Origin of the sequence: Shewanella carassii (genome assembly GCF_002777975.1) — a bacterium.
GTDB classification, from domain to species: domain Bacteria; phylum Pseudomonadota; class Gammaproteobacteria; order Enterobacterales; family Shewanellaceae; genus Shewanella; species Shewanella carassii.
Window position 1 is genome coordinate 93,413 of sequence record NZ_NGVS01000007.1, and the last position, 24,378, is coordinate 117,790.

Sequence of the window (24,378 nt, forward strand, 5' to 3'; positions counted from 1 at the left end):
CTTGTTATCTCTCTTAAACTGCAACACAACAGACAATCCCTTCAGGCAATGAATTCTGCCATTAAAAAATAATTCGTTGACCATACTAAAACCTACATTGCAATAACCACTTTGATGACGTTACCTCAACCACAAACCGAATAGCACACCCTAAAAATAACGATTCCGAACATCATAAATAGCAATAACTTGTTATTAATTTGTTTTTAATTTGAAACAATTTAACGCAATAAAAGTTATTATTTAGCTTAAAAATGTTTGTTTACACCTTTATTACAATAAAAAACAACCAAACAGCATTTAACTACTTGTATTATTTGTTTCCTGATGGTTACATTTTGTCGCCAATGACTCACATTCGGCACAAATAAATACAAAAAGACAAAATGAATATCATAAAAGGATATAAATGATGAATCTTAGTGTCAGCAAAGCTGTGCGCTTCGCCCTATTCGGCGGTGCGGCAGCCGCCACTCTTAGCCTACCTGCAGTCCAAGCCAACGAAAATGAACAACAACTGGAGCGCATCGAAGTTACCGGCTCGCGCATCAAGCGTACCGACATGGAATCGGCTCTGCCGGTGACGGTAATGAGCTCTGAAGACATAGCTAAAACCGGGCTGACAGATGTTTCTGCGGTACTGGCACAAATGCCATACAACACGGCGGGCAGCTTCATCAGTGACGCAGGTAGCTCTGCCAGTAACCATGCCAGCTCAGGCATGCGAGGCCTGGGTTCAAACCGTACCCTGACCCTGATCAATGGTCGCCGAATTGCACCATCAGCCACCTTCGGTGCCGATGCAACCAACCTTAACCTGATCCCCATGGACGCCATCGAGCGTATTGAAATTCTTCGTGACGGCGCTTCAGCCATTTATGGTTCCGATGCCATTGGCGGTGTAATCAACATCATTTTGAAGAAGAACTATGACGGCCTCGGTTTCGATCTAAAATTCGCCAACCCGACTCAGGGTGGCCGCGATGAAATGTCGGCATCGATGACCTTTGGTAACACCAGCGACAAGAGCAGCAGTCTGGTTATCATAGAGCACAAGAAGTTTGATCCTCTCAAGGGTGGCCAGCGTGAACATCTCACCGCTAACTGGGATGAAGCTTATGGTCGCAGCTCTCTGTATGCACCGGAAGGCACCTGGCGCCCAGTAGCTGCTCGCCCAGGCAAAAAAGACGATGGAACCTTTGAAACACCGAGCTACACTGGTGACTATGTTCCAGGTAAAGACTGCCCCGCCGATCAAATCGTTCAGAGTAAAGATGGTCCACGTTGTGGCTACAGCATGTTTGATGGTACCGATTACCTGCCGGATCAGACTAAAGACTCCTTATTCAGCAACCTGACTTACAAGATCACCGATAATCTGGAGTGGTTCGGTCAGGCGATTGTGATGCGTGACAAGTCCACCACTTCCTCTACCGCACTGTGGACCCCCAACCTGTTTATAGCAGCCGACAACCCACTGAACCCAACTTATGGCACAGCCGGTGCAACTGAAGTACAGGCTTACCACCGTCTGACAGGCGTGGCCGATCGCAGCACGACGTTCAAGTCCGATGTTGTTGACGTGGTGACAGGGCTGAACCTGGAGCTGGATGCCGGTTCACTGAACTGGTACGTACAGTACTCAGATCAGCAGGTGGATATAAGCACAGACTCTTATGTGTTTGAAGACAACCTGCAGCAAGCCGTCGATGCCGGGCTTTATAACCCATTTGTTCTGGGCGGTAATGCCACTCAGGCAACCCTGGACAGCTTCCTGCACACAGCCACCCGTCAGGCGGATTCCAAGACCACAGCAACAGCCATTTCCTGGGCAGCCCTGGCACCTATCGCCCTGCCAGGCGGTGACATAGGTTATGCTGTGGGCGCCGAGTACCAGAAGATGGAATTCAGCGATCGCCGCGACGCGCAGCAAGCTGCCGGAAAAGTACTGGGTACTTACGGTGGCGACTCTGCCGGTGAGCGTAACTACAAGGCTGCCTTCGTTGAGTTGGAACTGCCGGTCACCGATGATCTGAACGTTAAACTGGCCAGCCGTTATGACCAATACAGCCTGCCGGATGAAGGTCAGTTGTCCAGCTCTATCAACCTGCGTTATCAGTTGTTGGATAACCTGGTTCTGCGCGCGTCTTACGGCCAGGGCTTCCGTGCTCCATCACTGGATGATCTGCTGGGCGAGGCTGCTACCAGTTATGACCGAGTGATCGACACCAAAGGCTGTCAGATGCTGCCGGCTGACCAACGCGAAGGCGCCGATGTGTGTGAGTCAACTCAGTATCTGCGCAAGAGCTCAGGTAACCCGGAGCTGAAACCTGAAGAGTCTGATCAGTATGCCTTCGGTGCAGTGTGGAACATCACAGATGATATCTCTCTGGTTGTGGACTACTACAACATTGAGATCAGCAACCAGGTCAGCTATGTCGGTGCCCAGACTATCCTGGATCTGGAAGCCACTACAGGTCTCGGTGCCTACGATCCTAAATATGTCTATGTGAAGCGTGATACCGACGGCAAGATTGAAGAGATTGGCGCCGGTTACATCAACATGGACGGGGTGCAAACCTCGGGTCTGGACGTCTCTTTCAGCTCGCGCTTCGAGCTGGGTAACTACGGCAGTCTGAAGTTTGCCCTGGACGGCACCTATGCACTGGAGTACACAGAGCAAGCCAGTCCGGTCGACCCACGTTACGACGTGCTGGGTACCAAGGGATATCCTGAGCTGCGTTTCAACTCCACCTTCAGCTATGAGTACGATGCCTTCAGCGCCTCGCTGATCGCCAAGTACATCGACTCCTATGCCGGTGAAACACCACAGCAGCAAGCTGCCAACATCGACAAGCAGGACTTTGGTTCCTTCACCACTTGGGATCTGGCCATGAACTATGACTTTGACCAGTTCGGTAAAGTCACGGTCGGTGCCCGTAACCTGTTCGATGCCATGCCTACGGTTAACTATGAGCTGTCCTACCCAGGTTATGACGCCGATACCCACAACATTATCGGCCGCGTAGTCTACGCGGGTTATCAGATCCGTTTCTGATAAGCGCTTTAATAGCCAAAAGCGCAGTCAATGACTGCGCTTTTTTTGTTTCATCCGCTACTCAACAATCAAGCATAGCTCTTTACTCTGCCTTATCCGGCGCTACCGCCAAAACCGCTCGCGCAGACAACCATGCCTGGCAGCCCAACATGGCCAAGAGTGAAACCAGCAAGGCCGGGACCACAGGGTGAATATGAAATGGTAAAGGCAAGGCCTGCCATTGCAGCATTCCATAACTCAGCAATCCGGAAATCATCGCGGCAAATACGGCGTTGCCAGTCAATGAAGGCCAGAATACCGCCGCCAATATCGGCCAGAGAAACACCGCCTGCAGCGCGCCGAAAGCCGCCAGATTGAGCCAGACTATCATGGCCGGAGGCTCCAGCGCCCAGTAGCAGGCGAGCGCAGCAATCATCAACATGGCGATGCGACTCAAACGCAGCTGGCTTTGCGCCGAGGTTTGTGGCCTGACTTTAACCCAGGCATCCCGTACCAGACTGACCGCCGCCTGCAGCAACATAGAGTCCACCGACGACATCACGGCGGCAATGGGCGCCGCCAGCAGCACCCCGGCCAACAGTGGCGAAAACAGTCCGGAGATCAAAGTTGGCATGATCTCATCCGGTACCTGCAAATCGGGATAAAGCGCCCGCCCCATCAATCCGATGAGATGCGGTAACAGTGTCATCAAGACACTGATAAGGGTGCCCCAAACAATACCTTTCTTGAGCGCCTGGGTATTTTTAACCGCCAGCAAACGCACCACAGTATGTGGCAGCCCAAGCGTGCCAAAACAGATAAGCACCCAAAACGACAGCATCATGGGCCAGCCCAGTTGCCCTTCATTGCCATGGGGCTGCAACAAGGCCGGGTCTTCACTGGCCACCTTGGACATCAACTCTGTCATCCCCCCATGGCCAAGCAGGGTGAAAAATAGCAGCAAGAGCCCCAGCAGCATTACTATTCCCTGAAAGGCGTCTGTGATGGTCACCGCCCGAAAACCTCCGCTCAGGGTGTAAGCCAACACAGTCACCACAAACAGAGCCAGCCCCAGGCTGTAGTCGATACCGCTGACCCCGGCAAACAACCTGGCGCCACCGATAAACTGCACCGTAATCATGGCGACAAATCCAAGCACCAAGGAGCCCAGCGCCAACATGCTGACCCCTTTATGTTCAAAGCGGGCATCCAACCACTCAATCAAGGTGGCGTAAGGCGCCTTGGCCGCGAGGATCTTCGGCCCCAACACTCCCAGGGTCAGCATGGCGACCGGCACCTGGATCAAGGCTAGCCACACCCAGCCCAAACCTATCTTGTAAGCGGCGCCCGGGCCACCAATAAATGAGCTGGCACTGGTATAGGTGGCCACTAGCGTCAAGGCCAACATGGGGCCATTGAGAAAACGGCCACCGATAAAAAAGCGCGCCGCCTTATCCTGATAGAGGCTGGCCTTGTCTTGTCTGGCGGCAATAAAGCGGGTCAACACTAGGCTGAGCAACAGATAAACTAATACGGGGATAAGGGTGGTCACTCTTTATGCCCTCCCCGGCCAAACAGGTAGAAGAGTCCCATGATGAAAAACAGCGGGGTCAGAATACAGGACAGCCAAAACCATAAAGGCAGGCCGTAATAATCAGCGTGTGCTCCCCAGATCCCCATATCGGTCAAGAGGGGCCCCAGAGCCCAAAACAGGGCATAAATGAGGGTAAGTATGATGGCCAGACGTGCCATGGATGGCATAACGGCCTCCTTGGATAGCCCCTTGAATTGGAGCGTGACAACAAAAAGAAAGCGTTGATTCTAATCAACTCTTTGTCTCGGTGCCAAGCTGCAAATTGAGTTATTCCCAGGTTACCGGATAGTGTTCGTTTAACCTTTTGGCTTCATGCATCGTAAATGATGACCGACTTCACAAGCTAAAGACTGTTCATAAATAGCTCACACCGCCAGCAACGACATGATGAATCGCACATAAGCAGATATAATGCGACCCACATCACTTAGCAATTGAATAAAATATCCCCTCACTCAACCCTAGTCCCTGACGCCAATGGCTTACAATTGTTAACCTGCTCGCAAAATTTAGCTTTCGCTGTTCAGTTAGCAGCGATAACAGATGCCGAGAAGACAGCTCTGTGTTAATATTTTCATGGTAAATTGGTAAGACCAATTTTGATGTTGTACGGTAAAAAGCGGGCAAGTTCGGCTGTTCTTCCGATAATTGAGGGTATAAGACAGAGCCCAATAAACAACTTACCCAAGAGGCCGCGAGCAACAGCACAGACTGGTTTTTTATAACGTGTTAAAAGCTATGCTGTGGTTAAAAGAAGAGTATTTTTCCAGCATAACGGCTGGTACAACTAAATAGACTGAGAATGTCAGCATATTGTTTTATAAGAAAGCGAGAGGAATAACGATAGACAAGCCGAGAAATGTAGTTTAATTACGCAATTAGATGAGAAACAACCGCTAAATTGATCTAAATCACGTAATTTAATTACATCGCATTTATAGTTAACGAATGCAGTGGTCATTGAATAGCCCTGCAGAAACTATCAATGTAATTCATACCTAAACCGGTGGCCTGCCACCAAATGAGCGAGAGAAGGCAATGATGAATAACACTCCTAGCCCATTTGATGCATCAACCCCTGCCCAAACTGCGCAGAAGGTCGAGGATGCGGCCGTCGTCAAAATTGGTCGCGACACTCAATCGACTCTGCTGTTGGCCATGACTGCGGGGGTATTTATCGGCCTCGCCTTCATCTTCTATGTCGTCGCCACTGCCGGTGGCAGTGCCCTTCCCTACGGTCTCAACAAACTCATCGGTGGTCTGTGCTTCAGCCTCGGCTTAATGTTGGTGGTAGTACTGGGCGGCGAACTCTTCACTTCCACTGTTTTAACCATTACCGCCAGAGCCAGTAAACGGGTTACCACCAAGGCCTTACTGCGTAACTGGGGGTTGGTCTATTTAGGTAACTTTATCGGTGCCATGATCTTGGTTGGCCTGATGATTGCCGCCAAACACTATGATGCAGGCCACGGTTTGATAGGCCTTGGCTATATGAAAACCGCCCAGGCCAAACTGCACCATGACTTTATCCAGGCTATCGCCCTCGGGATCATGTGTAACATCATGGTATGCCTCGCAGTATGGATGGCCTATGCCGGTCGCTCAGTCACAGACAAATTGCTGGCCGTGGTATTACCGGTTGCCATGTTTGTCGCCGCGGGTTTTGAACACTGTATCGCCAACATGTTTCTTATTCCTATGGCTATTATTAGTAAAAACCTGGCAAGCACTGAATTTTGGACAAACGCCGGAGTAAGCCCCGAGCAGTTTGCCGATCTCACATGGAGCCAATTCGTGTTCCATAATCTGGTTCCCGTCACTCTGGGTAATATCGTGGGGGGAGCTTTATTTGTAGGGTTGACTTACTGGTTTGTATATCGCCGTCCCTTGCTGGCCAAGCAAGGCAGCGAAACCAGCAAGTAACTTTATCTCAACTAGAAGGTATGAGTACTATGACCGAGAAAACTGAGCTGTTTGCAAACGCGTGGGAAGGCTTTGTTCCCGGCGATTGGAAGACCGAAGTCAATGTACGTGACTTTATCCAGAAGAACTACACCCCCTATGAAGGTGATGAGTCTTTCCTGGCTGGCCCCACCACTGCGACCACAGCCCTGTGGGACAAAGTCATGGAAGGCATCAAGCAGGAAAACCGCACCCATGCTCCGGTCGACTTTGATACAGACAAAGTCTCTACCATAGATTCCCATGATGCCGGCTACATCAATCAGGAACTGGAAACCATTGTTGGTTTGCAGACAGATGCGCCACTCAAACGCGCCATGCTACCCAACGGTGGTATCCGCATGGTTGAAGGCTCCTGCGCCGCCTATAATCGCGAACTGGATCCTGAAATCAAATATGTCTACTCCGAACTGCGTAAGACCCACAACCAGGGCGTGTTCGATGTGTACACTCCTGAAATCCTCGCTTGCCGCAAGTCAGGTGTACTGACAGGTTTGCCCGATGCCTACGGTCGTGGCCGTATCATTGGTGACTACCGTCGCGTAGCCCTCTACGGTATCGACTACCTGATGAAAGACAAGGTTGCCCAGTTCACTTCACTGCAAGCTCAAATGGAAGCCGGTGAAGATCTGAGCAACGTTATCCAGTTGCGTGAAGAGATTGCCGAGCAGCACAGAGCGCTGGGCAAGATGAAGAAGATGGCAGCCAAATACGGTTATGACATCTCCGGCCCAGCCAAAAACGCCAAAGAAGCCATCCAGTGGACCTACTTCGGCTATCTGGCTGCGGTGAAGAGCCAAAACGGCGCCGCCATGTCTCTGGGCCGTACTTCAACCTTCATCGACGTTTATATCGAACGCGATCTGAAAAACGGCGTGCTCACCGAAGAGCAGGCTCAGGAAATGATCGACCATTTCGTGATGAAACTGCGTATGGTGCGCTTCCTGCGTACTCCTGAATACGATGAGCTGTTCTCCGGCGACCCAATCTGGGCTACCGAATCTATCGGTGGTATGGGGCTGGACGGTCGTCCACTGGTGAGCAAGACCAGCTTCCGCTTCCTGCACACCCTGTACAACATGGGCCCAAGCCCAGAGCCAAACATCACTGTGCTTTGGTCCGAGCAGCTGCCTCAGCCATTCAAGAAATACTGCGCCAAAGTGTCTATCGACACCAGCTCCATCCAGTATGAAAACGATGACCTGATGCGCCCTGACTTCGAGTCTGATGACTACGCCATCGCCTGCTGCGTGAGCCCCATGGTTGTAGGCAAGCACATGCAGTTCTTCGGTGCCCGTGCCAACTTGGCCAAGACCATGCTGTACGCCATCAACGGCGGTGTGGATGAAAAACTGAAAATTCAGGTCGCTCCCAAGGCAGACCCTATCACAGACGAAGTGCTCAACTATGATGACGTCATGAGCCGCCTCGACGGTCTGATGGACTGGTTGGCAACTCAGTATGTCACTGCGCTGAACACCATCCACTACATGCACGACAAGTACTCTTACGAAGCCGCGCTGATGGCGCTGCACGACAGAGACGTACGTCGTACCATGGCCTGTGGTATCGCCGGTCTGTCTATTGCTGCCGACTCCCTGTCTGCCATCAAGTACGCCAAGGTGAAACCGGTTCGCGATGAAAACGGTATTGCCGTAGACTTCGAAATCGAGGGTGATTATCCCAAGTTCGGTAACAACGACGCCCGTGTTGATGACATCGCCTGTATGCTGGTCGAAGGCTTTATGGCCAAAATTCGTGACAAGAAGATGTACCGCAACGCCATCCCAACCCAGTCAATCCTGACCATTACTTCCAACGTGGTGTATGGTAAGAAGACAGGTAACACTCCGGATGGTCGCCGCGCCGGTGCACCATTTGCCCCGGGTGCCAACCCAATGCACGGCCGTGACGAAAAAGGCGCTATCGCCTCACTGACCTCAGTGGCCAAGCTGCCCTTCGCTCACGCTCAGGACGGTATCTCTTACACCTTCTCCATTGTGCCTAACGCACTGGGTAAAGATGAAGATGCCCGCCGCACCAACCTGGCCGCGCTGATGGACGGATACTTCTCCCACAAGCCGGGCCATGAAGGTGGTCAGCACCTGAACGTCAACGTGATGAACCGTGAAATGCTGGAAGATGCTGTCGTCAACCCTGACAAGTATCCACAGCTGACCATACGTGTATCAGGCTACGCAGTGCGCTTCAACTCACTGACCCCTGAGCAGCAGCAAGACGTGATTACCCGTACTTTCACCAAAGCACTGTAATTTACGTTTGAAACCAGGCTGCAGCGGCCGCCGCTGCAGCCATTCCAAGGAGAGCACATGACAGTAAAAGGACGGATCCACTCGGTGGAATCCTTTGGCACAGTAGATGGCCCCGGCATTCGCTTTATCGCCTTTATGCAAGGTTGCCTGATGCGTTGTAAATACTGTCACAATCGCGACACCTGGGATCTGGATGGCGGCAAAGAAGTAACGGTCGCGGAGCTGATGGAACAGATAGTCAGCTACCGACCTTTTTTGGAAGCCAGCGGTGGTGGTGTGACCGCCAGCGGTGGTGAAGCCGTGTTACAGGCAGAATTCGTTGCCGAGCTATTCAAGGCCTGTAAGGCCGAAGGCATACACACCTGTCTGGATACCAATGGCTTTGTTCGTAAATACACCGACGTGATCGACCAGTTGCTGGACAACACAGATCTGGTACTGCTGGACATCAAACAGATGGATGATGCCAAGCACATAGATCTCACCAAGGTCAGCAATCAGCGAACATTGCAGTTTGCCGAGTATCTGGCCAAACGAGGCCAAAAAACTTGGATCCGTTATGTGGTCGTCGGCGGTTATACAGATGACGAAGCTTCGGCCGAAAAGCTGGCAGAGTTCATCAAACCAATGACTAACGTGGAAAAAGTGGAGTTACTGCCCTACCACGAACTGGGTAAACACAAGTGGGAAGCCATGGGCGAGCGCTACGAACTCGACGGCGTGTCGCCGCCGAATCGCGAAACCATGGAGCGAATAAAGACTATATTTATTCAAAGAGGGATCAATGCCGGTTACTGAACGTTAGAGTTCTTCCCAAAAACCGGCATCGAGACGCTCAAAGGCCAATTTGAGGATCTGTGCCATATCCATATAACTGGCCTTGGCGCCTAGTGGACGGCTACTGACTCCAAGTCCGGAAAGTTTGGCATTGAGCTGATTGCCCCAATCGAGCAAGGACAGCGGCAAGGGATGGCGAGCACGCCAACCGAGCCACAGATAGCCCTGCAATGGCAGGCTGAGAAAGAATAGAAAAATGGCTATGGCCTGGGGCAAAAAGTCCCAACCATAGACATAGATTTGCGCAGCAGCAGAGACCATGGCCAATGCCGGCATCAGTTGCAGCGCTAACCGAGTAGCGCGAATAACGCGAAACTCAGGAAAAAAGTAACCCAGTTGTCTGACCATGGGCCAGGTCTTCATATAACGACGACCTTCCCTCACGGTTTTGAGAAAGTTAAGGCTCAATCAAGGCACCTGAACAACAAGCATAATATTGCTTTTACCTTAGCACAGTTCCCTATTCGGCCCCAACAACGGCTTGACGGCAGGAACGCAGTGAAACAGGTTACAGGCGAGTCCAGTTCACCCGTAACTTATTAATTAAAAACGGCGAAAGGTTTTTAACATGTCTAAAAAACTGGTATTGGTTCTAAATTGCGGCAGTTCTTCTTTGAAATTTGCAGTCATGGATGCACTCACAGGCGATGATCAGATCTCTGGTCTGGCCGAGTGCTTTGGCTTGGAAAACTCCCGCATCAAATGGAAACACAATGGCGAAAAGCATGAAGCCACACTGGGCGCATTCACCGCGCACCGTGAAGCCGTGGAGTTTATTGTAAACCAGATTTTGGCTCCCCTGCCCGAACTGGCATCACAAATCTTGGCGGTGGGTCACCGAATCGTGCACGGTGGTGAAAAGTTCACCCACTCGGTAATCATTGACGATCAGGTGATCAAAGGTATCGAAGATTGTGCCTCGCTGGCACCATTGCACAACCCTGCGCACCTGATAGGTATTCGCGCCGCCATGGCCTCGTTCCCAAGCTTGCCTCAGGTTGCCGTGTTTGACACCGCCTTCCACCAGAGCATGCCTGAGCGCGCCTTTGTCTACGCCCTGCCCTATAAGCTTTACCGTGAGCATGGCATTCGTCGTTACGGCATGCATGGCACCAGCCACCTGTTTGTCAGCCGCGAAGCAGCCAAGGTATTGGGCAAAGAATTGGCCGACACTAATGTGATCTGTGCTCATCTGGGCAACGGTGCATCCGTCACCGCTGTAAAAGGTGGCAAGAGCGTAGATACCTCCATGGGCCTGACGCCACTGGAAGGTTTGGTGATGGGTACCCGCTGTGGCGATATCGACCCCTCCATCATCTATCATCTGGTACACCAGTTGGGCTACACCCTGGAAGAGGTCAACAACCTGCTGAACAAGCAAAGTGGCCTGTTGGGGATCAGTGAACTGACCAATGATTGCCGTGGTATCGAGGAAGGATATGCCGAAGGTCACAAAGGTGCGACACTGGCACTGGAAATCTTCTGCTATCGTCTGGCAAAATACATCGCCTCCTACACTGTGCCATTGGGCCGTCTGGATGCCGTCGTCTTTACCGGCGGCATAGGTGAAAACTCCGACATTATCCGTAAGAAAGTGCTGGAACTATTGTCCATCTTCAACTTCCAGATCGATGATGAACGCAACCTGGCCGCCCGTTTCGGCAATGGCGGTATCATCACTAAAGATGAAGGCACTCTGGCCATGGTCATTCCCACCAATGAAGAGTGGGTCATCGCCGAAGACGCTATTAGTTTGATAGAAGAATAATATGACCAAACAGCCGCCAGCTTAACCTGGCGGCTTTCATGTTTTTGACTTTATAAGATTTACCGGAAAACCATCGACTCCGAAGAGGTTTTTATGTCCCGTAACATTATGTTGATCCCCATAGGCACAGGCGTCGGCCTGACGTCTATCAGCCTGGGGATGGTTCGCGCATTGGAACGCCACGGCGTTAAAGTGCAGTTCTTTAAACCCATTTCCCAATTGCGCCCGCAGGACCACGGCCCTGAGCGCTCAACCACCATTCTCAGCAAGTCCCCCACGGTCAACCCGTTGGAGCCGTTTGAAATGGCCCACGCTGAAGCCTTGATCCGCGCCGATCAGACAGATGTACTGATGGAGCAAATCATCGCCCGCGCCAGTGAAATTGCCGATAATACCGAAACCCTGATCATCGAGGGTTTGGTGCACACCCGCAGCCATCCCTTTGCCGATGATGTTAACTATGCCATCGCCAAAGCGCTGGACGCCGATGTGATTTTTGTCGCGACCCCCGGCAACGATAGCCCAACCGGGCTGATGAACCGTCTCGAAATCGCCTTCAACTCCTGGGGCGGCAACAAGAACAAGCGTCTCATTGGCACTATCATCAACAAGATTGGTGCGCCGGTGGACGATGAAGGTCGTGCCCGTCCGGATCTGTCTGAAGTATTCGATCACCAATATGTACAACGCACTGATACCGCAGGCATGTTCCAGTTGCCGGGTAAGAGCCCATTGAGGATCCTCGGCAGTGTGCCTTATAACCTGGATCTGGTGTCCCCTCGGGCATCCGACCTGGCCAAGCACCTGCGTGCCCGGATCATCAATGCCGGTGAGATGAACACTCGCCGTTTGCGCAAGGTAACCTTCTGTGCCCGCTCTATTCCCAACATGGTGCAGCACATCAAGGCAGACTCGCTACTGGTGACTTCGGGTGACCGTTCCGACGTTATCGTTTCGGCCTGTCTGGCGGCGATGAACGGCGTCAAGATTGGTGCCTTGCTGCTAAGCGGCGGTTATGAACCAGAGCCCGAGATCATGGCTCTGTGTGAACAGGCCTTTGAAACCGGCCTGCCTGTGTTCCTTATCGACACCAATACCTGGCAGACCTCACTCAATATTCAACGCTTTGACCACGAAGTACCTGTGGACGATGCAGTGCGTATTGAACTGGTACAGGAATACGTTGCCGGTCATATTGATCAGAGCTGGATTGAAAGCGTCACCGAAAACTCGCCTCGCGAGCACCGCCTGTCGCCACCGGCTTTCCGCTACAAGCTTACCGAGCTGGCCCGCGCCGCTCACAAGACTGTAGTACTGCCTGAAGGCGATGAGCCACGCACCATCAAGGCTGCCGCCATCTGCGCAGAGCGTGGCATTGCCCGCTGCGTACTACTTGGCAAACGCGATGAAATTCTGCGTATCGCAGCCCAGCAGGACGTTATTCTGGGAGAGGGTGTCGAGATTATCGATCCCGATGAAGTGCGTGAGCGCTATGTCGAGCCTATGCTGGATCTTCGCCGTCACAAGGGCCTGACCGAAGTAGTTGCCCGTGAACAGCTGGAAGACAACATGGTGCTGGGCACCATGATGTTGGCCCAGAATGAAGTGGACGGTATCGTTTCCGGTGCGGTTAACACCACGGCCAACACCATTCGTCCGCCACTGCAGCTGATCAAGACAGCGCCCGGCTCCAGCCTGGTCTCTTCCATCTTCTTCATGTTGATGCCGGATCAGGTGCTGGTATATGGTGACTGCGCCATCAACCCGGATCCCAATGCCGAGCAGTTGGCCGATATCGCTATCCAGTCGGCCGAGTCTGCCAAAGCCTTCGGTATTGAGCCCAGAGTCGCGATGATCAGCTACTCTACCGGTGACTCAGGGACAGGCTCAGATGTGGATAAGGTGCGCGAAGCCACCCGGATTGCCAAAGAGAAGCGTCCGGATCTGGTGATTGACGGCCCACTGCAGTACGACGCCGCGGTAATGCCTAACGTGGCTCGCTCCAAGGCGCCGGACAGCCCGGTTGCCGGTAAGGCAACTGTGTTTGTATTCCCGGATCTCAACACGGGTAACACCACTTATAAGGCCGTTCAACGAAGCGCCGATCTGATCAGCATAGGCCCTATGCTGCAAGGTATGCGTAAGCCGGTGAACGATCTGTCCCGCGGTGCCCTGGTGGATGATATTGTTTACACCATCGCCCTGACTGCCATTCAAGCGACTCAGAACGATTAATAGCCCATCAAATTGGGATTAGAGAAAAACGCCTGTCAAAACAGGCGTTTTTTTATGCCCCAATTAACCGACTGCTGCTTTTATCAACAGCAACTGAACAAAATAACCGCAAACGATCTTTTACAACTGGCGATATTTGAGTAAATTCAAACTCGGAGAGGGATAAATTACCGCGGGAACACTGCAGGCGTCAAAAAATAACCAGCCAATATCTGGCATGTAATTCAACTAGTTAGAAAGCATCAACTGAGTCTTCAACACACTTGTCCACAGATTCTGTGGATAAGAATGCAGGTACTAGCCTTTCTATATGCCATAGGATCGCCGATCCCGTCAAGCCCAAGGCACCGGCTTGCGATCAGAGTTAAAAAAACTGATACTGTTTGGCACCAATAATCGGAGTCAACACTATGAGATATCTACTTTTTATTTTTCTAATCGGCCTGTTTGGCTGCAGTGATGACCCCAAAGTGACGATAGATACTCCAGAACAAGTCGCCCTGGGATTTTTTCAGGCCATCTACATAGATAAAGATGTCGAGAAGGCCACCCATTATGTCGATGAACCGATGAAAGAGGTACTACGCAGTTACCATATTGCCCCTTCGGTACAACGCTATATGCTCAATTTGCAGATGACAGATGTCACCCTGGAGATTGAAGAGATAGATATCGATTTCTTTCGTAAGTTCACTGATGACGTCACGGTTGTCGTCAAGTTTACCGGCCAAAAAGATGGCCGCCGCTGGATTGATGATAGAACCATTCGCTTGCATAAACGTGGCAAAGGCTGGGTCATAGTCGAAATATTCCCAGAAAACGGCAAGATCAACTCAGGTTCCTTGTAATAATTGTGCACTGACCCACGCAAGGGCCGAAGAGGTTTATCCCTCAAAGCCCGCCGTGCTACACTCACAGCCAATTTTCACTCAGTCTGATTACTATGAAACAACTGCTGGATTTCCTGCCGCTGGTCATCTTCTTCGCCTTTTATAAGTTTTACGATATCTATGTCGCCAGTGGCGCCTTGATAGCCGCAACTGCACTGCAACTCGTGGTGACCTACCTGTTGTACCGCAAGCTTGAAAAAATGCATCTCATCACCTTCGCCATGGTGGCCGTATTCGGCACCCTGACTCTGGTGTTTCACGACGATGCCTTTATCAAATGGAAAGTCACCATAGTCTATGCCCTGTTCGCCTTGGGCCTGGGTGTCAGCCAACTGTTGAATAAGCCTGTACTCAAGGGCATGCTTGGGCAAGAACTCAAGGTCGCCGACAAGATATGGGCCAGAGTCACCTGGTACTGGGTCAGTTTCTTTATTATCTGCGGCCTTATCAATATCTATGTCGCCTTCAGTCTGAGTCAGGAAACCTGGGTCAACTTCAAGGTCTTTGGCCTGACCGCAGTGACGCTGCTGAACACCATAGCAACCGTGGTTTATCTCTTTAAACACATCCCCGAAGAGCAACGCAAGGAACTCAAATAATGTGGTATATGATCTCATCCCAAGATGTTGAAAACAGTCTGGAAAAACGTCTTGCCGCTCGTCCGGCCCATCTGCAACGCCTGCAACTGCTGGCCGATGAGGGGCGATTGATGCTGGCCGGTCCACATCCCGCCGTGGACAGTGAAAACCCAGGGGACGCCGGATTCAGCGGCTCTTTGGTGGTGGCCGAGTTCGAATCGCTTGAAGCCGCCCAGACCTGGGCCAATGCCGATCCTTATGTTGCCGCCGGCGTTTATCAGAGTGTTATCGTAAAACCCTTCAAACGAGTGCTGCCCTGATGAAAATCGTTTCCTTCAACATCAACGGATTGAGAGCCCGTCTGCATCAACTGCAGCAGTTGATAGACAGCCACCAGCCAGACATCATAGGGCTGCAGGAAACCAAGGTGCACGACGAAGCCTTCCCTCTGGCCGAAGTGGAAGCCATGGGTTATCAGGTACATTACCACGGTGGCAAGGCCCACTATGGCGTGGCCCTGTTGTCCAAACAGGCCCCCATCGAGGTTCAAAAAGGCTTTCCAACTGACGATGAAGATGCCCAGCGCCGACTTATCGCCGGAAAGTTCATCCAGGAAAACGGCCGCGTGCTGACAGTGATCAACGGTTACTTCCCTCAAGGGGAGAATATCAATCACGAGACCAAGTACCCGGCCAAGCGTAAGTTTTACGCCGATCTGATGCAGTATCTGCAAAATTCATTCAGCCCGGATCAGGATATTGCCATCATAGGGGATATCAATATTTCGCCGCTGGATCTGGATATCGGCATCGGCGATGCCAACGCCAAGCGTTGGCTGAAGACAGGTAAATGCAGCTTCCAACCGGAAGAGCGAGAATGGTTGCAAACCCTGCTGGATTGGGGCTTGGTAGATACCTTCCGCCAGTTACACCCACAGCGTAGCGAACGCTACTCCTGGTTTGATTATCGCAGCCGTGGCTTTGATGATAACCGTGGCCTGCGTATCGATGTGATCCTGGCGACCGAGTCGCTGGCAAGCCGCTTGACGGAAGCCGATGTGGATTACGCGCTTCGCGGCATCGACAAGCCCTCGGATCACGCCCCTATCTGGAGCTGTTTCTCAGAGGTTTAAACAAGACAGATAGCCAAACCGCCAACGGCAGAGCTTTGTTGCCATTGGCGGTTTTTCTCATCTTTCCCTATCGACAACACCGAAAAAGCGCTACTTTTTCGCGTCACTCTTGGCTTGCTGTAATACCTGACTCATTGGCGGCACTAAAGTGGTAGGATCCAGACGCATCTGATACCAGTTGACCCGCCAATCCAGATGTGGCCCTGTGGCTCGTCCTGTCGCCCCCACTTCGGCCACCGCCTGGCCCTGTTTCACCTCATCGCCCTCTTTGACATAGAGCTTGCTTAAGTGCAAAAAGCTGGAGCTGACGCCATAGCCGTGATCGATAATCATGGTGCCGCCGGAATAGAACATGTCCGCTACCGACAGGCTGATAACGCCATCGGCCGGCGCCACCACCACAGTGCCGGTTTTGGCGGCAACATCCACACCATAGTGCGGTGTGCCTGGCTTGCCGTTGTAGACCCTTTGGCTGCCATAAACCCCTGAAATTCGTCCGGTTAGCGGCCAGATAAAGTCGTCGGCAAACGCCTGCTGGGTACTGAAATGACTGCGGGCCGCCTTGACCTGGGCGCTGTCCTTGGCGGCGCGCTCCTGGGCCTTGGGATCCGGCTTCATGATTTTCTTGCTGATCCCCTCAACATACTGGATGCGATAATCCCGCTTGTCGAGTTTGAGGCTACGGCTCTCGCTGCTGCCATCCGGGTAGTTGAGTGTCAACGTCTGCTCAAGCGCGGCCTCACGCTCAAAACCAAAGGCAAACCGGCCATCCGGCGTCAAGGTGATGCTCTCGCCATTGAGCTGTACCTCAGTACCCGGCTCGGTTCTGGCTCTGATCAGGGCCCCCTGTTCAAACTTGCCCTGAAACTGCACCCGTGATGACTCGGGTTTGATGTTGGGCTGGGGCTCAGACTTGGATTCGGCCTGCAGCATAGGACTCACAACCAAAGTGCCCAGCAGCATCAGCGACAGCGCCTTAAAAGATGGGATTGGCATCTTACTGTTATTGAACTTCACTCTTGCTCCTCTTTATCTTTCCGCCCCATAGACCCCGGGGTGCGGTCTATTTGCGGATGCCTTTAGATTGCTTTTAGGTTGGCTTTATTCTTGGTCCGGCTCAGGCCAGGCAGTATCTATCAGTCACCCTGATGCTGCGCCGATGCGATGGCGCCCTTGCCTATGCCCTCGAAGGCGACCACTTTAAAATGTTTGCCCGGCTCAAAGCCCGCCATGCTGTCGGCCATAAAATGAGCCAGCAGTTCGACCGTGGTGTCATGGGGGATCAAATCACAGCAGTCTCTTGGCATCGCCAACTGGAAATCCCCCTGCGGCGCCTGGTATCTGAAGCCAATATGGCTCTTGTCATCTATCTTGGTTTGGGGTGACAGCTCAAGCTCGCTGACACCAACCACATCTTCTTCACTGCCAAGGTAGATATCTTTCCAACGTTTGGCCCAGTATTCATCCCATTTGGGCGCGGCGATACCATCGGCAAACACATTGACAGGACTGCGGTGACCGTGAGCGATACGCTGGCAGTTACCGTCGTGCTTACGCAAGCCGTGACTGTAATGGTAATAGGGCGTTTCCAGCACCTCGTTGCGAAGTGTCAGGCTGATACCCTGAACATTGTCCGGCAAGGCATCTGTCAGCGCCTTGTGCAAAAACTGGTTAACGCTGTCAAAATCGATAATCTCGCTGGGGATAAGGGCGAAAGCCTGCGCCGGGCAAGCCAGGTGAATGCTGCCGCGCAGACTATGGAAGTCCATCCACACCTTGTCGCCCTGCTGTTGCCAGCGCACCTGGCTACAGGCGGTGGGCACCAATAAACGGTGATCGGCCACCTCATCTATGGTTTGCTTTATGGTGCGCTTGACCTTGGAAAAGTCGAGCAACATGTTTTGCTCATCCAGGCCACCGTCGAGCAGCACATCGACTATCCAACTTTCGCCTACCATGCCGCGAAACGGGCACAGGTAAGAAAAATCAACCACAGTTAAATCTTTGACAAATAATTGCATTCTCGCTCCCAGGCAGATAAACAGTCCACCCATGTGTTATCGGCCGGCCGATATTGGCACCGATTGAACCGATACCGGCCAGAGTATCGGCACTTGACGTATCTTTCGCAAAAAGTCTGTGATCTTGTCCAAAAGCTCCACAGCTTTTTGCTTGAGTTTCCGGTATTATACGCAAGTCACTGCCAATATTAATAACGCTAATCAGGTATCCTATGAAAACCCTCATCTGCAACGCCCAATTGGTTAATGAAGGAACAATCCGTACTCAGGATCTGCTGATCGACAACGGCCGCATCAGCCAGATTGCCTCCCAGATCACGGCTCCGGCAGGGGCTCAGGTCATAGATGCTCAGGGTAAACACCTGCTGCCGGGGATGATCGACGATCAGGTGCATTTCCGTGAGCCGGGTTTCCCCAATAAGGGCACCATCGCCAGTGAATCCCGCGCCGCCGTGGCCGGGGGTATCACAAGCTTTATGGAAATGCCCAATGTGAATCCGCAGACCACCAATCTGCAGGCGCTGGAAGACAAGTATACCCGCGCGTCTCAAAGTTCATTGGCCAACTTTGCTTTCTATCTCGGCGCCACCAACGATAACCTGGAAGAGATTAAACGTCTCGATCCCAACCAGGCCTGCGGGGTGAAAATCTTTATGGGCGCCTCTACCGGTAATATGTTGGTGGATAACAGTGCCACTCTGGACGGCATCTTCGCCAACTCTCCTGTGGTCATTGCCACTCACTGTGAAGACAGCCCCACCATAGCCGCCAATGAAGCCGCCATGCGTGAAAAATACGGTGATGCCATACCTATGGAGCTGCACGGCGAAATCCGCTCCCGCGAAGCCTGCCTCAAGTCATCTCAACTGGCGACCGAACTGGCTATTCGTCACAAGGCGCGCCTGCATGTACTGCATTTGACCACCGCCGACGAGCTCTATCTGTTTGAGCCGGCCAAGCAACTGGCACAACTCAAGGGTGCCAACATTACCGCCGAAGTCTGTGTACACCATCTTTCGTTCAACGACAGTGACTACGCCCGCCTCGGCAGCCAGATAAAGTGTAACCCGGCGATCAAGACCCTTGCCGATCAACAAGCACTGATAGATGCCGTCAATCGCGACATCATTGACATTATCGCCACAGATCACGCGCCGCACACCTGGGAAGAGAAGCAAGCCGACAGCTACTTCAAGGCGCCGTCCGGTTTGCCGCTGGTGCAACATGCACTGCTAAGCCTGTTGGATCTGCATGCCAAGGGGCACTTCAGCCTGGAAAAAATCGTCCAAAAGACCAGCCATGCTGTGGCCGAGCGCTTTGAACTCAAAGACAGGGGCTATCTGCGCGAAGGTTATCTGGCGGATTTGGTACTGGTGGATCTCAACAAGCCCTTCGAGGCCACGCTGGAAAACACCCGTTATCACTGCGGTTGGTCGCCCTTTACCGGCCACAAGTTTGCCGCCTCTATCAGTGGTACTTGGGTCAATGGTAAGCAACTGTTTGACGGCAGTCGCTTTATCGACAATACCCTGGGCCAACGCCTCACATTTAATCGCAGTTAATTGCGATCAATTGAACGGAACCCCCAGTCTAGCTAGGGGGTTCTATAGACAAAAAAGCCTCGATTTCGAGGCTTTTTTGTCTATATCTCGACCTATCAGTTTACCGCTTGGGGCCTTGGCTCGTAGGCGTCGGTTCCCCACAGCGGCACAGTGGACAAGGCGTGCTTGTGGCTACCGTTGGTTTCTTTGGTGGAATAGGACAGATACAGGAGTGTCTGGTGTTCACTATCATAGATACGTCTCACCTTGAGGCTCTTGAACAAGATGCTCAAGGACTCGGTAAACACTATCTCGCCCTTCTTACCCAGTTCGATACCGGCCAGTTGCGCCTTGGTTATCGGCCCTGTCTGGCGACAGCTGATACTCATATCCGATGGGTCGGCAAAATCCAGATTAGCCTCTATGCGGCTGATATGACAGGTAACACCGGGCAGTTTGGGATCTGTCTTGGCATCTATGATCACATCTTTGGTGGTAAATACGCCCAGGCTGACCTTGCCCACATCATCGCCGCACCCGGCGAGCAAGCTTGTCGCCGCAGTCACGACTAAGGCGGCCAAGAGTGGCGTTTTTTTCAGTGCCATGAAGAATCCTCTTTCAATCAAAGTGCAATAATTGCGACTAACGGTACAGGCGCTCGGCCCAGCGGGTCAAGCCGGCCACCACAGAGCCGAAGTGATCGCCACTGACCAAAGCCACATCCGGGAAGCGCGCGCGGATCTGCTCGGTAATATAGGGGCTCTTGGCACTGCCACCGGTGAGATAAATGACATCCGGCTGACATCCCCCTTCCGCCAAAGCTTGGGTGATGAGCTTGTGCACCGTTTCAAGCGATTCATCGATGGCGGCGACAAAGGTGGCGGCATCGACATTCACAGTCAAGGGCTGCGGTTTGGGCGCTTCGACAAAACCTATATCCATAGCGGCTTGCTTACTGTCGCTCAGGGCGATTTTAAGCTGCTCGGCACTGCGCACCAAACGATAACCCAGCTGATCTTTTTGCACCTTTAATAAGCGCGCAAGTTTCGCCTGCTCTTTGGCATCCCGTTGCAGCTCTTCAATCAGCTTGCGACTACTCAAGGCAGAGAATTCCCGCTGGGCACTGACATCGTTGACGGCGACCGCGTTCCAGAAGGGTTGCCTTGGCATAGGCTTGCCTGTGATGAGCGCACTGCCGAGCCCCAAGTGCGGCATAAAACCGGCCATCGCCAGAGCGATATCCAGATCGTTACCCCCTACCCTTTGACCACTGTGGCCCAGGCAGTCGTCACTGCGATCTTTCTTGTCCTTAAGCTCAGGCCCCATGCGCACAAAGGAGCAGTCGCTGGTACCGCCGCCAATATCCACCACCAGCACCCGCTGCTCCCGGGTGAGTGTCGACTCAAACTCAAGGGCAGCCGCCATAGGCTCATACAGAAAAGCCACATCGGTGAACCCGGCGCGCTGGGCCCCCAGAGTCAAAATGGCCTCGGCTTGCTTGTTGCTTTGCTCGCCACCAATGCCCTGAAAGTTAACCGGCCGCCCGATCACCACCTGGGAAATCGCCTGTTTCAGGCTCTGCTGCGCCCGGGTATGAATTTCCTGCATCATCAGGGTGACGATATCTTCAAACAGTGCCATCTGATTGCTGAGCAGGCCCGAAGCGCCGAGGAAGGACTTGGGCGAGCGAACATAGAAGCCCTCTTCCGGCATTTCCATATAGGTTTCAATCGCCTGATTGCCGATGAATACCGCTTGCTCATTGGCAAGCAAATCCAGCTCCAGGCGCGCCGTTCGGGCGCGACTCAGCTCGGCGGCGCGTTTGGGTTTGAAATCAGCCTGGGCCGCCAAAGGCAAGCGCTGCAGCACAGATTCGGAAATGAGTTCCCGCTCCATGGCATAAATGGTCGACGGCATATAGTTGCCATCCTCGGCCAGAGGCAAGAGCCGAGTCTGGCCCTCCTCCATCACGCCAATGGCGCAGTTGGCACTGCCATAGTCAAAACCTGCAAACATTCCGTCCTCCTGCTTTCGCGGGCTCTATGTGATCTCGATGCTGCTTTCAAGACAAAGCCCCCGAAAGCTGCGTCCACCGACCGAGAAAAAAGAGCGCAACATAACATAAGCCGCATGCAAAGCCCATTGAACAACGGCGATTTATCGACCTCTTCGAACCCTTAGTGATGATTTAGAGGGGACTTAATGGAGACTTGTCATGCTCTGGACATAAATTCACTCTAGTTTGAACCAGCCGGGCCACCGGATCCCAATGTGGGCCAAGGACTCATAACCCCAGGCCTTTATTCACTGATTACAAGCGGATATCGGAGTGTTATTGTATATCTGCCGGGCTTTCTCTATACCCGGATTCTGCTAATGAGGAGTCTTAGCGTGTTACCGTCCGTCGAAAAATTTTCTCTGGATAAGGAGCTTTCCTGGCTGTCTTTCAATGAAAGAGTCTTGCAGGAAGCGGCCGATCCTCTGGTGCCTCTGGTGGAACGGGTTCGCTTTTTGGGCATATTCTCCAATAACATGGATGAGTTCTTCCGGGTCAGGGTTGCTGCGGTGCGCCGCTCGATTCTGTTATCCACCCTGCAGGAAGGCCGTAATTCCAGCCGCCATTTGATGGCCAAGATCCAAACCAAGGTATTGATACTGCAAGAGCGTTTCGACACTATCTACGGCGAGTTGATGCGAGAGCTGGCCAGACACAGCATCTTTCTTATCAATGAGAAACAGTTGAGTGATTTTCACAGCCAGTGGCTGAAAAAGCATTTCAAGGATCATCTCAAACGCCATATCGCACCGCTGATCCTCAGCAATCGCTCCGAGCTGTTTAAACAGATCAACGATGACACCACTTATCTGGCGGTGTGCCTCTACAGCCGGGAAAAGCGTCAGTACGCCTTGGTGGAAGTGCCCACCAAGAATGTGCCGCGTTTCATCCAACTGCCGGCAGAAACCTCAAAGCGCCGCAAGCATTTGATCTTGCTTGATAACATAATAAGGCACTGTGTCGATGAGCTATTCGCCCCCTTCTTCGAATATGAAGAGATTGAAGTCTTCTCCATGAAGCTGACCCGCGACGCCGACTTCGACCTCACCGATGAGCTGGAACAGAGCCAACTGGAAAAGCTCACCAAGGGCCTGAAAAAGCGACTCACCGCCGAGCCGGTGCGTCTGGTGTATGACAAAGAGATGCCGGAGCATATGCTGAGTATGCTTACGGCGCAGCTGAATATCTCCAATACCGAGTGCCTGATCCCCGGCGGCCGTTACCACAGCTTCAAGGACTTTATCGGCTTTCCCAATCCGGGACGCAAATACCTGGAAAACGACAAGCTTCCGGCACTGGACTCAGCCGGATTCAGTGTCTGTGCCAACAAGTTTGACGCCATTCGCCGCGGCGATATCATGCTCTATTATCCCTATCACAAGTTTTCCCACTTTACCGAGCTGGTGCGCCAGGCGGCCTATGATCCTGCCGTCAAGTTCATCAAAATCAGCCTCTATCGGGTGGCGAGAAAGTCCCATATCATCCAGTCGCTGATAGATGCGGTGAAAAACGGCAAACAGGTCACCACAGTGATTGAACTCAGGGCCCGTTTCGATGAGCAGGCCAATATCGAGTGGAGCCGGGTGCTGGCCGAGGCCGGTGTCAAGGTGCACCATGGGATCCCAAGCTTGAAGGTCCATGCCAAGATGTGCCTTATCGGCCGCGAGGAAGCCGGTGCAATGCGCCTCTATGGCCATATTGGCTCGGGCAACTTCAACGAGGGCACGGCCAGGGTGTATACCGACCTTTCGCTGTTTACCGCCAATCAGGAAATTGCCGCCGAAATAGAACAGGTATTTGAGTTGATTGAGCACCCTTACAGACGGGATAACTTCCAGCATCTGATAGTCTCCCCCTATGATGCGCGCCAGAAGCTGACCGGCCTTATCGAGCAGGAGATCATCAATGCCCAGAGCGGCATCAAGGCCGCCATCACCCTCAAGCTCAATAATCTGGTGGATGAGGCGATGATCCAAAAGCTGTATGAAGCTTCCAGCGCCGGCGTCAAAATCCGTTTGCTTATTCGCGGTATGTGCGCGCTTATTCCCGATATTCCCGGGATCAGCAACAATATTGAGGTCTTCAGCATAGTGGACCGATTCCTCGAGCACTCGCGGGTGATGCTGTTCCACTCAGGCGGCGAAAACAAACTCTTTCTCTGCTCCGCCGACTGGATGGGGCGTAATATCGATAACCGTATTGAAGTCAGCACCCCGGTATATGATCCCGGTTTGAAGCAGATGATCCTCGATACCCTGGCGCTGCAATTTGCCGACAACATCAAGGCGCGGGTGATCAACAAAGATCAATCTAACCCCTACCGTAAGCGGGGCAACAAGCGTAAGGTAAGATCCCAAATAGCCATACATCAGTATCTGGGCAACTACGAAAAACAGCGGCAACTGGATCTGGCCAAGCCCCAGGAACCGACGCAATAGCAAAATGAGGACCACC

19 protein-coding genes are annotated in these 24,378 nt (G+C 52.5%); 12 read left to right on the forward strand and 7 right to left on the reverse strand.

The genetic code is table 11. The features are described from left to right. The first annotated feature begins 409 nt into the window (after positions 1 to 409). The gene (locus CBE72_RS05815; protein WP_100142716.1) at positions 410 to 3,058 is read left to right on the forward strand and encodes a TonB-dependent receptor plug domain-containing protein; all 2,649 of its coding nucleotides are present in this window, start codon (positions 410 to 412) and stop codon (positions 3,056 to 3,058) included. A gap of 82 nt (positions 3,059 to 3,140) precedes the next feature. Here CBE72_RS05815 and panF read toward each other — a convergent pair whose 3' ends face one another. Continuing rightward, positions 3,141 to 4,589: a sodium/pantothenate symporter gene (panF, locus tag CBE72_RS05820; RefSeq protein ID WP_100142717.1), complete on the reverse strand. Its 1,449-nt coding sequence runs from the start codon at positions 4,587 to 4,589 to the stop codon at positions 3,141 to 3,143. Then, the gene (locus CBE72_RS05825) at positions 4,586 to 4,798 is read right to left on the reverse strand and encodes a YhdT family protein (protein WP_100142718.1); all 213 of its coding nucleotides are present in this window, start codon (positions 4,796 to 4,798) and stop codon (positions 4,586 to 4,588) included. Before CBE72_RS05825 ends, panF begins: the two co-directional genes overlap by 4 nt. Positions 4,799 to 5,672: 874 nt before the next feature. On the opposite strand from CBE72_RS05825, the gene focA reads away from it, so the two are divergent. Genes focA through pflA form a run of 3 tightly spaced genes read left to right on the forward strand, consistent with a single transcriptional unit; the run spans position 5,673 to position 9,664 of the window. Further along, on the forward strand, positions 5,673 to 6,554 hold the full coding sequence (gene focA, locus CBE72_RS05830) for a formate transporter FocA (protein WP_100142719.1): 882 nt from the start codon (positions 5,673 to 5,675) through the stop codon (positions 6,552 to 6,554). A 29-nt stretch (positions 6,555 to 6,583) separates the two neighbouring features. Further along, positions 6,584 to 8,866: a formate C-acetyltransferase gene (pflB, locus tag CBE72_RS05835; RefSeq protein WP_100142720.1), complete on the forward strand. Its 2,283-nt coding sequence runs from the start codon at positions 6,584 to 6,586 to the stop codon at positions 8,864 to 8,866. 57 nt (positions 8,867 to 8,923) lie between these two features. Next, entirely contained in the window at positions 8,924 to 9,664 is a 741-nt protein-coding gene (gene pflA, locus CBE72_RS05840) for a pyruvate formate lyase 1-activating protein (RefSeq protein WP_100142721.1), read from the forward strand. A 3-nt stretch (positions 9,665 to 9,667) separates the two neighbouring features. Here the strand turns inward: pflA and yfbV are convergent, their stop codons facing one another. Continuing rightward, positions 9,668 to 10,111 carry a terminus macrodomain insulation protein YfbV gene (yfbV, locus tag CBE72_RS05845; RefSeq protein ID WP_100142722.1) on the reverse strand — a complete coding sequence of 148 codons (444 nt, stop codon included), beginning with the start codon at positions 10,109 to 10,111 and terminating at the stop codon, positions 9,668 to 9,670. Between the two features lie 160 nt (positions 10,112 to 10,271). Here yfbV and ackA point away from each other — a divergent pair, with 160 nt between their 5' ends. The 6 genes from ackA to xthA all read left to right on the forward strand — a co-directional run bounded on the left by ackA (position 10,272) and on the right by xthA (position 16,306). Next, on the forward strand, positions 10,272 to 11,471 hold the full coding sequence (ackA, locus tag CBE72_RS05850) for an acetate kinase (protein ID WP_100142723.1): 1,200 nt from the start codon (positions 10,272 to 10,274) through the stop codon (positions 11,469 to 11,471). Between the two features lie 93 nt (positions 11,472 to 11,564). Continuing rightward, positions 11,565 to 13,706 (forward strand): phosphate acetyltransferase, encoded by a 2,142-nt coding sequence (gene pta / locus CBE72_RS05855; protein ID WP_100142724.1) that lies wholly within the window; start codon positions 11,565 to 11,567, stop codon positions 13,704 to 13,706. 410 nt (positions 13,707 to 14,116) lie between these two features. After that, positions 14,117 to 14,554 (forward strand): WYL domain-containing protein, encoded by a 438-nt coding sequence (locus tag CBE72_RS05860; protein WP_100142725.1) that lies wholly within the window; start codon positions 14,117 to 14,119, stop codon positions 14,552 to 14,554. A gap of 95 nt (positions 14,555 to 14,649) precedes the next feature. Then, entirely contained in the window at positions 14,650 to 15,195 is a 546-nt protein-coding gene (locus CBE72_RS05865; RefSeq protein WP_100142726.1) for a septation protein A, read from the forward strand. Next, positions 15,195 to 15,494 carry a YciI family protein gene (locus CBE72_RS05870; protein WP_100142727.1) on the forward strand — a complete coding sequence of 100 codons (300 nt, stop codon included), beginning with the start codon at positions 15,195 to 15,197 and terminating at the stop codon, positions 15,492 to 15,494. Before CBE72_RS05865 ends, CBE72_RS05870 begins: the two co-directional genes overlap by 1 nt. Next, positions 15,494 to 16,306: an exodeoxyribonuclease III gene (gene xthA, locus CBE72_RS05875; RefSeq protein ID WP_100142728.1), complete on the forward strand. Its 813-nt coding sequence runs from the start codon at positions 15,494 to 15,496 to the stop codon at positions 16,304 to 16,306. Before CBE72_RS05870 ends, xthA begins: the two co-directional genes overlap by 1 nt. 90 nt (positions 16,307 to 16,396) lie before the next feature. On the opposite strand, the gene CBE72_RS05880 is transcribed toward xthA, so the two are convergent. Continuing rightward, positions 16,397 to 17,239 (reverse strand): M23 family metallopeptidase, encoded by an 843-nt coding sequence (locus CBE72_RS05880; protein ID WP_100142814.1) that lies wholly within the window; start codon positions 17,237 to 17,239, stop codon positions 16,397 to 16,399. A gap of 203 nt (positions 17,240 to 17,442) precedes the next feature. Continuing rightward, positions 17,443 to 18,327: a 6-carboxytetrahydropterin synthase gene (locus CBE72_RS05885; RefSeq protein ID WP_025889416.1), complete on the reverse strand. Its 885-nt coding sequence runs from the start codon at positions 18,325 to 18,327 to the stop codon at positions 17,443 to 17,445. A 212-nt stretch (positions 18,328 to 18,539) separates the two neighbouring features. Between CBE72_RS05885 and CBE72_RS05890 the strand changes: the two genes are divergently transcribed. After that, entirely contained in the window at positions 18,540 to 19,889 is a 1,350-nt protein-coding gene (locus CBE72_RS05890) for a dihydroorotase (protein WP_100142729.1), read from the forward strand. A 95-nt stretch (positions 19,890 to 19,984) separates the two neighbouring features. Here the strand turns inward: CBE72_RS05890 and CBE72_RS05895 are convergent, their stop codons facing one another. Both CBE72_RS05895 and yegD read right to left on the reverse strand, forming a co-directional pair. After that, the gene (locus tag CBE72_RS05895; RefSeq protein ID WP_100142730.1) at positions 19,985 to 20,473 is read right to left on the reverse strand and encodes a CreA family protein; all 489 of its coding nucleotides are present in this window, start codon (positions 20,471 to 20,473) and stop codon (positions 19,985 to 19,987) included. A gap of 37 nt (positions 20,474 to 20,510) precedes the next feature. Further along, positions 20,511 to 21,884 (reverse strand): molecular chaperone, encoded by a 1,374-nt coding sequence (yegD, locus tag CBE72_RS05900; protein ID WP_100142731.1) that lies wholly within the window; start codon positions 21,882 to 21,884, stop codon positions 20,511 to 20,513. 360 nt (positions 21,885 to 22,244) lie between these two features. Between yegD and ppk1 the strand changes: the two genes are divergently transcribed. Continuing rightward, the gene (ppk1, locus tag CBE72_RS05905; protein WP_373289213.1) at positions 22,245 to 24,362 is read left to right on the forward strand and encodes a polyphosphate kinase 1; all 2,118 of its coding nucleotides are present in this window, start codon (positions 22,245 to 22,247) and stop codon (positions 24,360 to 24,362) included. Positions 24,363 to 24,378: the final 16 nt, after the last annotated feature.